The sequence below is a fragment of the Massilia sp. GER05 genome (assembly GCF_052056005.1).
Lineage (GTDB): Bacteria > Pseudomonadota > Gammaproteobacteria > Burkholderiales > Burkholderiaceae_D > Telluria > Telluria orientalis.
The window spans coordinates 2,877,465-2,892,663 of record NZ_CP178858.1 but is presented as its reverse complement, the minus strand read 5'-3'; the positions used below and the strand labels follow the sequence as shown (position 1 = coordinate 2,892,663).

The following is a 15,199-nucleotide window of genomic DNA, read 5'->3' as shown; positions in this document are numbered from 1 at the left end:
ATCCATCGAAAGCCGACATGAAACTGTCCCACTCGCTCGCCCTGACCCTGCCGCTCGCCTCGAGCTGGGCGATGGCCGCCGACCTCACCGTCAAGTTCGAACTGCCGCAGCTGAACGTGGCGGAGTACCACAAGCCCTACGTCGCGATCTGGATCGAGCGCGCGGACCAGAGCGTCGCCAACACGCTGGCGGTGCTGTACGACGTCAAGAAGCGCGACAACGCGGGCACCAAGTGGGTCAAGGACCTGCGCACGTGGTGGCGCAAGGCCGGCCGCGACGTCACGCTGCCGATGGACGGCGTGAGCGGCGCGACGCGCACGGCGGGCGTGCAGACATTGACCATCCCGGCCGCCCGCGCCGGCCTGGACAAGCTGCCGGCCGGCGACTACAAGCTCGTCGTCGAAGCGGCGCGCGAAGCGGGCGGCCGCGAACTCGTGCGGGTGCCGTTCCACTGGGAGCCGAAATCGAACGTGGCCGCCGTCTTCGCCGGCAAGGAAGAACTGGGCGCCGTGTCGCTCAGCATCAGGTAAGGAGACCCGCATGCACATCAAGCAGATCGCCATCGCCCTCGCCCTGGCCGGCATCGCCTGCGTCGCGCAGGCGCACCGTCCGTGGATGATCCCGAACACGAGCCTCATCGAATCCGACCGCGGCGAAGCGTGGGCGACCATCGACGCCGCCATCTCGGAAGGCCTGTTCGAAAACGACTTCATGCCGCAGAAGCTGGACGGCCTCACGGTCACCGACCCGGACGGCAACACGACCCCGGCGCCGGCCGCGACGCTCGGCAAGCACCGCTCCACCGTCGACATCCGGTTGCCGAAGGACGGCACCTACCGCGTCACCCTGGCCGCGGTCAACGTGATGGGCTCCTATACACTGAACGGCGAAACGAAGCGCTTCCGCGCCACCGGGCAGACGGTCAAGGACGAAGTCCCGGCCGGCGCCAAGGACGTGCGCAGCATGACGATGGTGCAGCGCCAGGACACGTTCGTCACGCTGAACAAGCCGACGGCGGCCGCGCTGAGGCCGACGGGTTCGGGCCTGGAACTGGTCGCGCTGACGAATCCGACCGAACTGCGCGCCGGCGAAAAGGCCAAGTTCCGCTTCCAGCTGGACGGCAAGCCGCTCGCGAATTTCCCGTTCAGCCTGATCCCGGGCGGCGTGAAATACCGCGGCACGCTGAACGAAGTGCGCCTGGCGACGGACGCGAACGGCGACGCCAGCTTCACCCTGCCGGCGCCGAACATGTACTGGCTGAGCGCCGCGTATCCGGCCAACGCGCCGCGCGGCCTGGACGGCCCGGCGAAGCGCTACAGCTACTCGGCCACCTTCGAGATCCTGCCGGAGTGACCTTGACCGAACGCGCCGTCCTCATTCCGCTCGACCTCGCCCCGGCCGTGCCGCCGCCGGGCAGCCGGATCCACACGTTCGAAGGCGCGAGCATGGGGACGACGTGGACGGTCAGCGTCGCCGCCGGCCGCATCGACGATCCGCGCCCGGCGCTGCAGGCCGAACTGGATGCGATCGTCGCCCAGATGAGCCATTGGGAGCCCGACTCGCTGCTGTCGCGCTACAACCGCGCGCCGGCCGGCACGTGGGTCGACCTGCCCGCGCAATTCTTCGACGTGATCGACTACGCGCTGTGGGCGCACATGGCCAGCGGCGGCGCATACGATCCGGCTGCGGGCGCCCTCGTCGACCTGTGGGGCTTCGGCGCCGCGCGGCGCTACGATCACACGGGGTTCTATGCGCCGGTCGACGCCGCCATCGGGCACACGCTGGATCAACGCGCCGCGGCGCGCCTGTCGTTCGACCGCGACGGGCGCCGGCTGCTGCAGCCGGGCGGTCTGCGGCTCGACCTGTCCTCCATCGCGAAGGGTTACGCCGTCGACCGCCTCGCGCAATGCCTCGGGCGCCGTGGGCTCCACCACTACCTCGTCGAGGTGGGCGGCGAATTGCGCGGGGCGGGCGTGAAGCCGGACGGGCATCCGTGGTGGGTGGAGATCGAAGGCGTTCCCGATAGCGCCACGCCGCAGGCAGTCGTCGCGCTGCACGGCTTGTCCATCGCGACGTCCGGCGACTACCGCCAGTATTTCGAACACGGCGCGCGCCGCGTGTCGCACACGCTGGACCCGCGCACGGGCCGGCCCGTCGCCAACGACGTCGCTTCCGTGACCGTGCTGGCGCCCACGTGCATGGAAGCCGACGCGCTGTCGACCGTCCTCGCCGTACTCGGTCCGGACGACGGCGTCGCGTTCGCCGAGGCGCGCGCGCTGGCGGCTCGGGTCCTCGTGCGGCGCGCTGGCACGCTGGACGAAATCGTGACCCCGGCGTGGAAGGCGCTGCTGCAATGACGGCGGAACCGCTGCGCCTCGCCGGCGCGCTGGCCCTGTCCCTGGGCTGGCTCGGGCTGTCGTACCGCATGTGGCGCATCCACCGCAACCGTACCACCATGGACGTCAAGGGCGCGGACTGGCTCGTCGTTCACGCCAGCCAGACGGGCAGCGCGGAAGTGCTCGCGAAACGCAGCGCGGAACTGCTGGCGACGGGCGGCCTGGCCGCGCGCGCCGTCTGCATCTCCGCGCTCGACCGCGACCGCCTCGCCTCCGCCACGCGCGTGCTGTTCATCGCCAGCACGTACGGCGAAGGCGACGCGCCCGACACGGCCGCGCCGTTCGCGGGCCGGTTGATGGCGGCCGGTCTCGACCTGTCCCACCTGCACTACGCCGTGCTCGCGCTGGGCGACAGGAATTACGCGAATTACTGCGGCTTCGGCCGCGCGCTGGACGCCTGGCTCGCGCAACAGGGCGCGACGCGCCTGTTCGATCGCATCGACGTCGACCGCGGCGATGCCAAAGCGCTGGCGGAATGGCAGCACCACGTGGGCCGCCTGGCCGGCACGGACGACGCCCCGGACTGGGACGCGCCCGCGTACGGCAACTGGCGCATCGTCGCGCGCACGCTGGAAAATCCCGGCAGCGCGGGCGCACCGTTGTACCGCGTCGCGCTCGAACCCGTCGGCGGCGCGCTGCCGGCGTGGGAAGCGGGCGACCTCGCCCAGGTCAGCCCGCCGACGGATCCCGGGCACCCGCGCGAATACTCGATCGCATCGCTGCCCATGGAGGGCCGGCTCGAACTGCTCGTGCGCCTGCAGCGGCGGGAAGATGGACGTGTCGGCGCGGCGTCCGGGTGGCTGTGCGGCCAGGCCGCCGAGGCCGACCTTGTGCGCCTGCGCCTGCGCGCGCACGAGCGCTTCCGCCTCGGCGCGAACATGGGACGGCCCCTGATCGCCATCGGCAACGGCAGCGGCCTGGCCGGCCTGCGCGGCCTGCTCAAGGCGCGCATCGCCGCGGGCCGGACCGATAACTGGCTGCTGTTCGGCGAGCGCAACCAGATCCACGATTTCCTGCTGCGCGCCGAACTGCAGGCATGGCGGGAGGACGGCGAACTGGCGTACCTGGACCTCGCGTTCTCGCGCGACCAGGCCGAGCGCCGCTACGTGCAGGACGTGCTGCGCGACCGCGCCGACCGGCTGCGCGAGTGGGTCGAGCGCGGCGCCGCGATCTATGTCTGCGGCAGCCTGCAAGGCATGGCCGGCGGCGTGCACGAGGCGCTGCAAGGCATCCTCGGCGCGCAAGCGCTCGACGGGCTGACAAACGAAGGCCGCTACCGCCGCGACGTGTATTAGTAGGGTGGGTGGCCCTCCGCCCACGCGTAACGCCAACACACCGCGGGCGTCACGCGTGGGCTCGGGGAGCCCACCTTACCTACCCGCCGCCACGGTCGTGGCGTCGATTTCCGAACCCCACGGATCGCGCAGCGCGACCGGCTTGCCGTCCGCGCCAAAATCCATGATCACGTCCTTGTCGCCCGCATAGCGCGGCCACGCGGGCAGCTTGCGGCCGTTCGGGTCGCCCTTCTTCGCGAAGTTCACGAGGTAGGCGCTCATCGCGCGGCCCATCGCCACGTCCTTCTTCGTGACGGCGTCGCCGTACTTGACGTCGACCGTGTCGAAGAAATACGGGATGTCGCTCGCGTGCTGCGCGCCCGTCTTGCCGATGCTGTCGGCCACGTACGAGAAGCGGTATGCGTACACCGGCACACCCTGCGCGGCGAGGCGGCCCGCGAGGCTGCGCGCGCCCGCGACCATGAAGCCAGTCTTGCCGCCGATGTCGGCACTCGTCGCGCCGATCATCACGGGGACTTTCGCAAAGCGGCCGGACGCGAACGCGGCGCCCGACTCGACGGCCACCTTGCCGTCCGCGAACGGCCCCGCATACGTGGCCGGATTCTGCGGCGCGCGGTTGGCCAGGTTCATGCCGTCGACGATTTGCTCGGCCGGCAGCGCGCGCAGTTTATCCAGCGCCTGCGGATCGTCCGCCGCGATGCCCTTGGCCGTCGCGAAATTCACGCCGATCTGCTCGACGGCAGCCAGCCCCGGATCGGCCGACTTGCCGTCGCCGCCGGACAGCACGACCGCCTTCGCGAACAGGCCCTGCGTCCGCGGTGACGTCAGCAACGCGTTGACGGACATGCCGCCGGCCGATTCGCCGATGATCGTCACGTTGGACGCATCGCCGCCGAACGCCGCCACGTTGCGCTTGACCCACTGCAGCGCGGCCAGGTGGTCCATGTACCCGTAATTCCCGAGTGGTTCGTCCTTTGCATGCTGCGTCAACTGGGGATGGGCGAAGAAGCCGAAACGGCCGAGGCGATAGTTGAAGCTGACCAGCACGACGCCCTGCTTCGCCAGCGCGGCACCGGAATACGTCGGCGGCGACGACCCGCCGTTGACGAAGCCCCCGCCATAGATCCACACGATCACCGGCAGCTTCGCGGACGCTTTCGCCTTCGCGGGGCGCCACACGTTCACGTACAGGCAATCCTCGGCCGGCGGCGTGCCGAGCGGCGCGGCGTCGCTGGGGAATGGCAGCTGCATGCAGTCATGGCCGTATTCCGTCGCCGCGCGCACGCCGGACCAGGCGGCCGCGGGCTGCGGCGCGCGCCAGCGCAGCTCGCCGACCGGCGGCGCCGCAAACGGGATGCCCTTCCAGCTGGCCACGCCCTTGGCGACGGCGCCCTGGACCTTGCCGGTGTCCGTCGTCACGACGGGACCGCTGGCGGCGTGCACGGCGGAGGCGATGGTAGTTAGCGCTAACACGAGCAGGGATGGCAGGGTCGGGCGTGGCATGGTGTCTCCTTGTTGTGGGTATCGAATGCCTCCCGATGCTAATGACCATATGGCAACCCGTCAATGGAAACCTCGCCTTGTGCCGTAAGTACGGCGCAACAAATAATCGAATTCATCAAAATTTCCTCGCTTTCTCGCGTCATAAATGATTAAATCACCGAATAGATTTCCATACGGAAATATTATGAACATCATGACGCCACCACGAGAAGCCATGCATATGATCGCCCCTGCCCCGGTCACCTCCCGGGATGACCTTGCCCACGCCGCGCTGGATGCCATCGACCGCGCCCAGGCCGTGATCGAATTCGGTCTCGACGGCCGCATCCTGCACGCCAACCAGAACTTCCTCGACGCGCTCGGTTACGAGCTGCACGAAGTCGTCGGGCAGCCGCATGCGATGTTCTGCGCACCGGAGTACGTGCGCTCGCAGGCTTACCGCGACTTCTGGAAGCACCTGGCCGCCGGCGAATACCACGCGGGCGAGTTCAAGCGCGTGGCCCGCGACGGCAGTCCCGTGTGGATCCACGCCACGTACAACCCGATCTTCGATGCGGACGGCAAACCCGCGAAGGTCGTCAAGTTCGCCACCGACATCACTGCGGCCAAGCTGCGCAACATCGACTTCGAGGGCAAGATGGCCGCGATCGACCGCACCCAGGCCGTCATCGAATTCGATTTGCAGGGCAATGTGCTGCACGCGAACGACAACTTCCTCGCCGTGACGGGTTATACGCTCGACGAGGTGCGCGGGCGCCACCACCGCATGTTCTGCCTGCCGGAGCACGCGCGCTCGGCCGGGTACCTCGCGTTCTGGGAACGGCTCGGGCGCGGCCAGGCCGACAGCGGCGAGTACCGCCGCGTGACGAAGGACGGCCGGACCGTGTGGATCCTCGCCGCGTACAACCCGGTCTTCGACGCCGACGGCAAGCCGGTCAAGATCGTCAAGTTCGCCACCGACATCACGGCGCGCAAGGCGCTCGCCGCCGACAGCCGCGGCAAGCTGGACGCCATCGGCCGCTCGCAGGCCGTGATCGAGTTCGACCTGCACGGCAACGTGCTGGCCGCGAACGACAACTTCCTGCGCACGATGGGCTATCTCGCGGACGAAGTGGTCGGCCGCCATCACAGCATGTTCTGCGACGAGGCCCTCATCCAGAGCGCCGGGTACCGCAACTTCTGGTCCGACCTGGCGCGCGGCCAGTTCCAGTCAGGCCGCTTCCGCCGCCGCGGCAAGCACGGCGCCGACATCTGGATCCAGGCCACGTACAACCCGATCCTCGACGCCGACGGCAAGCCCTATAAAGTCATCAAGTTCGCGATGGACGTGACGGACCAGGTGCACCGCGAAGAGCAGCTCGGCGCCAAGATCAAGGCGATGTCCGCCGTGCTGGCCGACCTGTCGCAATCGATCGCCTCCATCGCCCAGGGTTCGCGGCAGTCGGCCGGCCTGGCGGTGCAGACGCGCGACCAGGCCGCCGAAGGCAGCACCCTGCTGGCGCGCTCGAAGGATGCGATCCTCGCGATCCAGAAATCCTCCGACGACGTGCACGAGATCATCGACACGATCAGCGACATCGCCAGCCAGACGCACCTCCTCGCGTTCAACGCGGCGATCGAGGCGGCGCGCGCGGGCGAGCACGGCACCGGCTTTTCCGTCGTCGCCAACGAGGTGCGCAAGCTGGCCGAGAAATCCGCGCTGGCGGCGCGCGAGATCGCGAAGCTGATCAACGGCACGGCCACCCGCGTGGGCGAAGGCACGCGCCTCGCTGGCGACGTGGAAGACGCGTTCGGCCGCATCGTGCGCTCGGTCGCGGCGACGAGCGAATCGATCGCCCGCATCCATGCCTCGACGAGCGCGCAGGCCAACGCGACGCGCGACGCGTCCGCGCTGCTGGCCGAGCTGGAACGCGTCGCGACGGTGCACTGACATGCGCCTCGCAGAAGTGCGCATCGACGCCGTGGATGTCGGCATCGCGGCGGGCGCCGTCGTGCAGGCCTTGCCGCGGCCGGACGCGCTGGCCGCGCCGCCCCGCCGCACCGGCGCGCTGGCCGGCGTCGTGGACCACGGCGGCGTGCTGGTGCCGGTCGTCGACCTCGCGCGCTGGGTCGGCACCGGCGAACGGCAGGACGGACCGCACACACGCATCCTGGTCCTGCGCGACGGCGACCGCATGCTGGGCCTGCGCGTATCGGCCGTCGGCGGCCTGGTGGACGTGGCGCCGGACGGCATCGCGCGCCTGCATCACGACGACGATGCGGACGAGGTGTTCCACAGCGTCGCGCGCTCGCCGGAAACGGGACGCGTCCTCAGCGTGCTGGACGTCGGCAGGCTCGCCGCGCTGGCCTGCGCGTGGCGCGGCGGCGCGGTAACGATGACGGACGCGCCGCCGCTGCCGGCCGCGCATGACAGGCGCACGTATGCCGTGCTCGATGCGGGCACGCTGCGCCTGGGCGTGCCGGCCGGCGCGCTCGCCGAAGTGATCGCGATGCCGTCACGCGCCACGATCGGCGACGGCGCGTGGTGCACGTGGCGCGGCCGGCACCTGGCGATCGTGCCGCCGGCCGCGGTCGATCCCGCCCTCGAGGACGCCGGCGCGGGCCTGCTCGCCGTGCTCGAACACGACGGCCTCGCCCTCGGCGTACCCGTGCGCGCGACCCTGCGCCTGGCGGATTTCGCTCCGGCCGCGACGGTCTACGACGACGATGGCGCCGAGGTCCGGCTGGTCGACGTGGCGGCGCTGTTCGCGCGCCGTCCCGAGGCGGGGCTGTCGCGGTCCGCGCACGCCGCGGCCCCGGCGCAGCCGAGCGCCGGCAAGCCGAACGACGCCGCGTACGTCGTGTTCGACGCGGACGGCCTCGCCGCCACGCCGCTCGACGCGCTGGAGCGGGTGCTGCCGCTGGTCGACACGCCCGGCGCGACGATGCGCTGGGGAGACCGGGCCATTCCCGTCGTCGACCTGCGCCGGCCGAAGCAGGTGCCGGCGGAAGCAGGCCAGGTGCTGGTCGTGCGCGCGGGCGAGCGCCGCGTCGCGTGCGTGGCCGCGCGCGTGCACGTGATGATCCCGGCCGGCGGCGGGCAGTTGTACCGTCTCGGTGCCGGCGCGTTCATCACGACGGGCGAGGGGCGCGAACAGGCCAGCTACCGCATCGTCGACCTGACAACGTATTGCTGACACAAGTATTGGCACGGCCGGCGTGTTCGATGCCGTCGTCGACCTGCACCTGCTGCGGTCCCGACCTGTGTCCGCTACGCGACCGAAGCGAGCGAAAATAGAACGATCGTACGAAATGGTGTATGCTTCGGCTCCCGCCGACCCCGGCCTTTCCGGCCCGGGGGCGGGCTAAGAATCGATACTTGGAGTGAGACCGATGAACCAGAAACACCTGACCCTGCTCGTCGCCCTGGCCCTGGGCGCGTCGCTCGACGCGACCGCTTCCGGCTACCGCTTCGGCTCCCAGAGCGTGTCCGCCCAGGGCACGGCGGAAGCCAACGGCGCCGAAGCCGCCGACGCATCCACCCTCTTCGCCAACCCGGCCGGCCTGTCGCGCCTGGAAGGCCGCCAGATCGTCGGCGGCATCACCGCCGTCGTCCCGCACTCGACGTTCCAGGATGCCGGCTCGACCCGCTTCACCAGGACGTCCACGGGCGGCGTGAAGTCGCAGGACGACTACGCGCCGAGCGTCGTGGCCGCCCCGACGCTGTACTACAGCCAGAAGATCGACAACCAGTGGACGGCCGGTGTCGGCGTGTTCGTCCCGTACGGCACCAAGCTGGATTACGACGACAACTGGTCGGGCCGCTACTCGCTCACCAACATCAAGCTGGAATCGATCAACATCAACCCGTCGGTGGCGTTCAGGCTCTCCGAGCAGCACAGCTTCGGCTTCGGCATCGACATCGAACACATGAAGGCGAGCCTGCGCCAGGGCGTGGACGTGCCGGGCTCGATCGCCGCCGCGCAGGCCGCCGGCAGCGGCGCCGCGCTGGCGCACCAGATCGCTGCGCTGGGCGGCAACCCGGCGCTGCTTCCGACGGCCGGCGACGCGCACGCCGGCGTGGACGGCAAGGACTGGGGCTATGGCTTCAACGTGGGCTATCTGTACGCGCCGACGCCGGATACCCGTTTCGGCATCGCCTACCGCTCGTCGATCAAGCATGAACTGAAAGGCGGCGCGCGGTGGGACTTCTCGACGGTGACGGGCGACGCCGTCGTCAACAAGGTGCTGCAGGGCGCCTCGCACCACGCGAATTCCGCGGCGCGCGTGGACGTCAGCACGCCGGAGACGCTGTCGCTGAACGCCTTCCACCAGTTCGATGCGAAATGGGCCGGCATGGCCGACGTGACGTGGACGCGCAACTCGCGCATGCAGGACATCGACATCCAGTTCGTCGGCACCAACGAAGGCGACCTCGTGATCCGCCAGCAGTGGAAGAACACCGTGCGCGTGGCGCTGGGCGCGAACTATGCGCTGAACGACGCCGTGACCCTGCGCGGCGGCATCGCCCATGACGACGCCCCGGTCCGCGGCGACCTGCTCCGCCACGCGGCGCTGCCGGACGCCGACCGCCTGCAGCTGTCGTTCGGCGCGAACTGGAAGCTGACCCCGGCCTCGTCGCTGGACCTGGCGTACAGCTGGCTGCACTTCAACGACGCGAGCGGCAACTACACGAACAACTGCAATCCGGTGATGACGGGCTGCACCGGCAACGGCGAGACGACGCGCGGCACGTGGAAGACCCGCATGCAGTTGATCGGGCTGGCGTACAACTACAAGTTCTAATGCCGATCGTGGGCACGGGGTGCCCACCCTACAGCTAATGCCGATCGTGGGCACGGGGTGCCCACACCCTACAGCTAATGCCGATCGTGGGCACGGGGTGCCCACCCTACAGCTAATGCCGATCGTGGGCACGGGGTGCCCACCCTACAGCGGACGTAGATACTGTTATCCCGGTCAAGCGGCGTGCAGGTCTGGATTGAACTTTTGTCCGGACTTCAGCACGCCGAAGGCGACATGAAGCAGCTTTCTCATCATGGCGACGATAATGACCATGGGCTTTTTTCCAGCGCTGGACAGACGAGCGAGGAAGCGCTTTCCCCAGTTCGTTCGATACAACGTGACCATAGCCGGCATGTACAAGCCTTTCCGGATCAGATTGTGACCGACCCTGGAGATGCGTGTCTTTCCTTGAACGCTGCTGCCTGACTCATGATGCCGCGGATCGAGCCCGGCATAGGCAGTCACCTGTCGGGCGTTCGCGAACCGGCCTGGAGCGAGCGAAAAAGCCAGCAGCAATGCGATCGTACGTTCACCGACGCCAGGAATGCTGTCCAGCAGCGCTTTCCGGTCCTTCAAATCGGGATCGCTGTCGATGTGATCGCGAATTTTCTTGCTGAGATGCGCGATTTCCTCGTCAAGCCAGACGATATGGGATGTAATGCCGTCCTTGACGGCTTCACGCGCCACTTCGAGACGATTACTTTCCTGAGTCCGGATCTCCTGAAGAGCGTCCAGGCGCAGCACCATGGCCCGTAACTCTTGTTCTTGCAAAGACGGGGCCTTCCACGGTTCCGGCCGACTCTCCTTGCAGAAATCAGCGATCAACTTCGCGTCGACCTTGTCAGTCTTGGTCCTGACAAGACGCGACGCACCAAACGCTTTGATCTGCACCGGATTGACGATACTGACCACGTACTGATGGTTCGCCAGATACTCGGCGACGGCTTCCCAGTACACCCCGGTAGCCTCCATGCAGACGTGAAGCTGGGGCACGTCAAAGCTGCAAATCCATTGTTGTAACTCTTTAAATCCGTTGGGCGTATTGTCGAAAACCTTATGCTTGTGCTTGCCGTCCGGTTGGCGCAGCGCGCAGTCGAGCTTTTTCTTGGCAACGTCAATTCCCAGGTACCACTCTTGCATCGATATCCTCTTCTGATCCACCTTGCGAAATACGGGCTCACGGCTAGCCGGGCCAAAGATACTGTCCGATCTTCGAACGAGGGAGAGCAGCTGGTGCGAAATCTACGAAACTGGCTCGTGCCAAAGGGTGGGCTCGGCATCCAGCTGCTCAGAACCTGAGGTGCCCCTCAGGTAAGCAAATTGCTCAGAAGGATAATACAAGGGTGGGCTCCCCGAGCCCACGCGTATCGAACGTTACAGCTTGGTGGAATCGAACCCGACCCGCACCGCCCCCCAATGCCGGCCGCCGATCTCGAGCGGCATGGACAGGTCGTTGATCACCTCCCCCGTATCGCGCAGATAGGTCTGGAACAGGAACGGCTTGCGGTTCGCGGCCAGCTTCGCGCCCACCGGGTCGTCGAAGATGCGTTTATTGCGGCAGTAGACGAGATCGTGGTCGCGCCGGCCGGTCGGGGTCTGCGAGAACTTGCCGTTGTGCGTGGGCGCATAACCCTTGTTGTCGACCGCCAGCGCATACGTGCACCCCGGCAGGTCGGACAGGACGCGGTCGTACAGCGCCTGCAGATCGCGCTCGACGGCGCGGTCGTAGCCCGTCGTGAAGCGCGGCGGATCCGAACCTTCGATCGGCCGGTAGGTCTGGTCGAAGATGTCCACGCCGCTCGCCAGGTGGCCCGCGAGGCAGCGGCCGACGGCGTCGCGCAGCTGCGTCGTCGCTTCCACGAGGCCGTCGAACGTCGTGCCGCCCGTGCGGAACTCGGCCAGCACGCCCTGCATTTCCTCGGTCGTCGCGCGCACTTCGTCGACGCGGCGCGACGCGTCGGCCATCGATTTACCCGTCTCCGACGCATTCGTCGCCATGTCCGTGACCTGGCGGCCGATCGACTGGCTGATGCTGTCCAGCGACTGCATCGCGACGGCCATCTCGTTGACGGTGCCCGTCATGCGCTCGAAATCGGCGACGAAGGTCTTGAAGTGGCCGGCGGCCAGGCCGACCTCGCGGGCCGACACGTTCACGCCGTCCAGGATCTCCTGGGTGGCGCCGGTGGTCGACTCGACGAGCGTGCGCATCTCGCTGTTGACGCCCGCGATCTTGGCCGTCTCTTCGTTGACCAGCTGCGACAGGCGCCGCACCTCGGCCGCGACGACGGCGAAACCGCGGCCGGCTTCGCCCGCGCGCGCCGCTTCGATCGCGGCGTTGATCGCCAGGAGGTTGGTCTGGTTGGCGATGCGCTGGATGATGCCGCCGAACTCGCTGATCGAGCGGGCATGGTGGTCCAGCTGCCCGACGGTGCGCGCGAAACCATCCACTTTTTCCTCGATCGCGCGCATGCGCGCTTCCAGGTGCGACAACTCGTCCATCGACGCGCGCGCCACGGCCAGGTTACGGCCCGCCGTCCCCGCGATGTCGTCCGTACCGGCCTTCACGCTGGCCGACAGCGCCGTCACCTCGCGCGCCGACGCCGCCAGCTCGCGCGACGCGGTGTACTGCTGGCGCGCCTTGTCGAGCGACTGGTCGACCTCCTTGCGCAGGCGCGCCGCGTTGATCGCCGTGCGGATGCTGCCGTCGCGCGCATTCAGCACGAGGCTGCGCACGCGGGCCGTCATGCCGGACCGTCCGGTTGGCGCGAACGCCGACGCGGACGGTATGAGCGTCGTTTTCAACCAATTCAACATAACTTGTCTCCCGGGTACTCGGCTCTATTGGTTCACCGGCCGATTTTTTATTAGAGGAAAATATAGCTGCATTCTAGACACATGTCATCATTCGCGAAAAATCAATATGCTGTCCAGCCAAATCGGGTAGACGCGCGCTATCACGTCGTATTTACCACACTTAATTATCCTAAAATGCCTCTTCGCCAATTCCTTCCCATTCCGCCTTGAAATTCTCGATCGGTCATCGCTTGTTTGCCTCGGTCCTGCTGGCGATCCTCGCCGTGGCCGCCTGCGCCGTATTCCTGCTGCGCCAGAACGTAGTGGCCAGCTTCGGCGACTACGCCGCCGGCATCGAACTGGACCGCCTGGAAGAGCTGTCGACCACGCTCGCGCGCCGTTACCGCGCCGGCAACGGCTGGGGTTTCATTCCCGCCACCGACCGCCAGGACTGGATCGCGCAGGAGCTCGCGCGCCTGCAGCGGCTGCGCGAGGATGGATTACCTTCCGCCGCGCCGGTCGCTCCGGTCGCTCCCGTACCGCCCGCGCCGCCCGCGCCGCCGGCCCCGCCGCTGCCGCCGCTGCCCGGCCCGCGCGTGCACGACGTCCCCGTCGTGCCCGGCCTGCCCGAGGTTCCAAACCCGGGCCCGCTGCCGCTGGCGCGCCGCGTCTCGCTGCTCGATGCGCAGGGCGCGTGGCTCGCCGGCCGCCGTCCGGGCCCCGACGCCGCCACGGTCCGGCGCGCGGTGGAGGTGAACGGCCGCACGGTCGGCTACCTGGCCGTGGTCCGCGACGCCCGTCCCGGCGACGCGCTGGGCTATGCCTTCCTGCAGCAACTGACCAGCAGCCTGTGGCAGATCGTCGCGCTCGCGGTGGCCCTCAGCGCCATCGCCGCCATGCTGCTGGCGCGCCACTTCCGCAGCCCGATCCGGCAACTGGCGGCGGGCAGCCGGGCACTGTCCGAGGGCCACTTCGACCTGCGCCTCCCCGCGCGGCGCGGCGACGAACTGGGCGACCTCGCGCGCCACTTCAACGCCCTCGCGGCCCGGCTGGCCGGCGCGGAGCAGGCGCGCCGCCAATGGGTCGCGGACACGTCGCACGAACTGCGCACGCCGCTGGCCGTGCTGCGCGCCCAGCTGGAAGCGCTGCAGGACGGCGTGCGCAGCGCCACGCCGGACACCCTCGACGCGATGCTGCGCCAGGTGCTCGCGCTGAATAAACTGATCGACGAGCTGTACGCGCTGGCGCGCGCCGACGTCGGCGCGCTCGAGTGCAAGCCGGTCGCACTCGACCTGTGGACGCTCGCGTGCGTCGAGGCGCGCGGCTTCGAGGAGCGCTTCGCGCAGGCCGGCCTCGCGCTCGATCTCGGCCCCGGCCCGGCCGCCGCGCAAGTGATGGCGGACCCCGACCGCATGCGCCAGGTGCTCGCCAACCTGTTCGAGAACAGCCTGCGCTACACGGCGGCCGGCGGCCGCGTCCACCTGCATGCACATGCGGACGGCCGCGGCATCCGGCTGCACCTGGACGACAGCGCGCCGGGCGTCCCGGACGACGCGCTGGCGCACCTCGGCGACCGTTTCTATCGGGTGGACGCGTCGCGCAGCCGCGCCCACGGCGGCGCCGGCCTCGGGCTCGCGCTGTGCCGGCGCCTCGTGGAAGCCCAGGGCGGCACGCTCGCCTTCGCGCACGCGCCGTCCGGCGGCCTGCGCGCCACGATCGCGCTGCCGCGCGCGGGAGACCCGGCATGAGCGGGCGCATCGTCATCGTCGAAGACGAGCCGGAACTGGCCGCGCTGGTGGCCGACTATGCGCGCGCGGCCGGCTACACGGCCGACGTGTGCGGCGACGGCGCGGCCGCGCTGGAGGCGTTGCGGCGCGATCCGCCGGCGCTGGTCGTGCTGGACCTGATGCTGCCGGGGCTCGACGGGCTGTCCCTGTGCCGTGCGCTGCGGGCCGACGCGAACCCGCTGCTGGCCGACCTGCCCGTCGTGATGGTGACGGCGCGCGTGGAAGAAATCGACCGCCTGCTGGGCCTCGACGCGGGCGCCGACGATTACCTGTGCAAGCCGTTCAGCCCGCGCGAACTCGTCGCCCGCATCAAGGCGATCCTGCGCCGCGCGGGGCGTCCCGCGCCGGTCGTCGCCGTCGACACGCTCGCCCGCCGCATCGCGGTCCACGGCAAGCCGCTCGACCTGACGCCGACCGAATACGGCATCCTGGCCGCGCTGGCGCGCCGCCCCGGCCAGGTCTTTTCGCGCGCCCAGCTGCTCGACCTCGCGCGCGAGGGCAACGCGAGCCTCGACGTGACGGACCGCGCCATCGACACCCACGTCAAGAACCTCAGGCGCAAGCTCGACGCCGCGCTGCCGGGCGTGGACGCCATCCGTTCGATCTACGGGCTCGGCTACCGCTTCGATCTTTGACAGGC

12 protein-coding genes are annotated in these 15,199 nt (G+C 68.9%); 9 read left to right on the top strand and 3 right to left on the bottom strand.

The window, feature by feature from the left end; all coding sequences use genetic code 11:
* Positions 1-17 precede the first annotated feature (17 nt).
* From ACL58G_RS12920 to ACL58G_RS12905, 4 genes are read left to right on the top strand one after another with little or no spacing between them, the layout of a single operon-like run.
* Entirely contained in the window at positions 18-530 is a 513-nt protein-coding gene (locus ACL58G_RS12920) for a DUF2271 domain-containing protein (RefSeq protein WP_440967226.1), read from the top strand.
* A gap of 10 nt (positions 531-540) precedes the next feature.
* Positions 541-1,353 (top strand): DUF4198 domain-containing protein, encoded by an 813-nt coding sequence (locus ACL58G_RS12915; RefSeq protein WP_440967224.1) that lies wholly within the window; start codon positions 541-543, stop codon positions 1,351-1,353.
* 2 nt (positions 1,354-1,355) lie between these two features.
* Positions 1,356-2,357: an FAD:protein FMN transferase gene (locus ACL58G_RS12910; protein ID WP_440967223.1), complete on the top strand. Its 1,002-nt coding sequence runs from the start codon at positions 1,356-1,358 to the stop codon at positions 2,355-2,357.
* Positions 2,354-3,691: a sulfite reductase subunit alpha gene (locus ACL58G_RS12905; protein WP_440967221.1), complete on the top strand. Its 1,338-nt coding sequence runs from the start codon at positions 2,354-2,356 to the stop codon at positions 3,689-3,691. The genes ACL58G_RS12910 and ACL58G_RS12905 overlap by 4 nt, the downstream gene beginning before the upstream one ends.
* Before the next feature lie 75 nt (positions 3,692-3,766).
* On the opposite strand, the gene ACL58G_RS12900 is transcribed toward ACL58G_RS12905, so the two are convergent.
* Positions 3,767-5,194 carry a carboxylesterase/lipase family protein gene (locus tag ACL58G_RS12900; protein ID WP_440967219.1) on the bottom strand — a complete coding sequence of 476 codons (1,428 nt, stop codon included), beginning with the start codon at positions 5,192-5,194 and terminating at the stop codon, positions 3,767-3,769.
* 214 nt (positions 5,195-5,408) lie between these two features.
* Between ACL58G_RS12900 and ACL58G_RS12895 the strand changes: the two genes are divergently transcribed.
* From ACL58G_RS12895 to ACL58G_RS12885, 3 genes are all read left to right on the top strand, one after another.
* Positions 5,409-7,124, top strand: coding sequence for a methyl-accepting chemotaxis protein (locus ACL58G_RS12895; protein WP_440967217.1), 1,716 nt, complete (start codon positions 5,409-5,411; stop codon positions 7,122-7,124).
* Position 7,125: 1 nt separating this feature from the next.
* Positions 7,126-8,370, top strand: a complete 1,245-nt coding sequence (locus ACL58G_RS12890; RefSeq protein ID WP_440967216.1) for a chemotaxis protein CheW — start codon at positions 7,126-7,128, stop codon at positions 8,368-8,370.
* 196 nt (positions 8,371-8,566) lie between these two features.
* The gene (locus tag ACL58G_RS12885) at positions 8,567-9,979 is read left to right on the top strand and encodes an OmpP1/FadL family transporter (protein WP_440967215.1); all 1,413 of its coding nucleotides are present in this window, start codon (positions 8,567-8,569) and stop codon (positions 9,977-9,979) included.
* Between the two features lie 174 nt (positions 9,980-10,153).
* Here ACL58G_RS12885 and ACL58G_RS12880 read toward each other — a convergent pair whose 3' ends face one another.
* Together ACL58G_RS12880 and ACL58G_RS12875 are read right to left on the bottom strand one after the other, a co-directional pair.
* Positions 10,154-11,119 carry an IS110 family transposase gene (locus tag ACL58G_RS12880; RefSeq protein ID WP_413381204.1) on the bottom strand — a complete coding sequence of 322 codons (966 nt, stop codon included), beginning with the start codon at positions 11,117-11,119 and terminating at the stop codon, positions 10,154-10,156.
* A gap of 234 nt (positions 11,120-11,353) precedes the next feature.
* Complete coding sequence (locus ACL58G_RS12875; protein WP_440967214.1) at positions 11,354-12,781, bottom strand: methyl-accepting chemotaxis protein; 1,428 nt, start codon at positions 12,779-12,781, stop codon at positions 11,354-11,356.
* Positions 12,782-13,023: 242 nt separating this feature from the next.
* Between ACL58G_RS12875 and ACL58G_RS12870 the strand changes: the two genes are divergently transcribed.
* Both ACL58G_RS12870 and ACL58G_RS12865 read left to right on the top strand, forming a co-directional pair.
* On the top strand, positions 13,024-14,520 hold the full coding sequence (locus ACL58G_RS12870; protein WP_440967212.1) for an ATP-binding protein: 1,497 nt from the start codon (positions 13,024-13,026) through the stop codon (positions 14,518-14,520).
* Positions 14,517-15,194, top strand: coding sequence for a response regulator (locus tag ACL58G_RS12865; protein WP_440967211.1), 678 nt, complete (start codon positions 14,517-14,519; stop codon positions 15,192-15,194). The genes ACL58G_RS12870 and ACL58G_RS12865 overlap by 4 nt, the downstream gene beginning before the upstream one ends.
* Positions 15,195-15,199 lie beyond the last annotated feature (5 nt).

Coding starts and splice junctions, on each gene's coding strand:
- ACL58G_RS12920 (WP_440967226.1), top strand. CDS start 18: ATGAAACTGTCCCACTCGCTCGCCCTGACCCTGCCGCTCGCCTCGAGC.
- ACL58G_RS12915 (WP_440967224.1), top strand. CDS start 541: ATGCACATCAAGCAGATCGCCATCGCCCTCGCCCTGGCCGGCATCGCC.
- ACL58G_RS12905 (WP_440967221.1), top strand. CDS start 2,354: ATGACGGCGGAACCGCTGCGCCTCGCCGGCGCGCTGGCCCTGTCCCTG.
- ACL58G_RS12900 (WP_440967219.1), bottom strand. CDS start 5,194: ATGCCACGCCCGACCCTGCCATCCCTGCTCGTGTTAGCGCTAACTACC.
- ACL58G_RS12895 (WP_440967217.1), top strand. CDS start 5,409: ATGCATATGATCGCCCCTGCCCCGGTCACCTCCCGGGATGACCTTGCC.
- ACL58G_RS12890 (WP_440967216.1), top strand. CDS start 7,126: ATGCGCCTCGCAGAAGTGCGCATCGACGCCGTGGATGTCGGCATCGCG.
- ACL58G_RS12885 (WP_440967215.1), top strand. CDS start 8,567: ATGAACCAGAAACACCTGACCCTGCTCGTCGCCCTGGCCCTGGGCGCG.
- ACL58G_RS12880 (WP_413381204.1), bottom strand. CDS start 11,119: ATGCAAGAGTGGTACCTGGGAATTGACGTTGCCAAGAAAAAGCTCGAC.
- ACL58G_RS12865 (WP_440967211.1), top strand. CDS start 14,517: ATGAGCGGGCGCATCGTCATCGTCGAAGACGAGCCGGAACTGGCCGCG.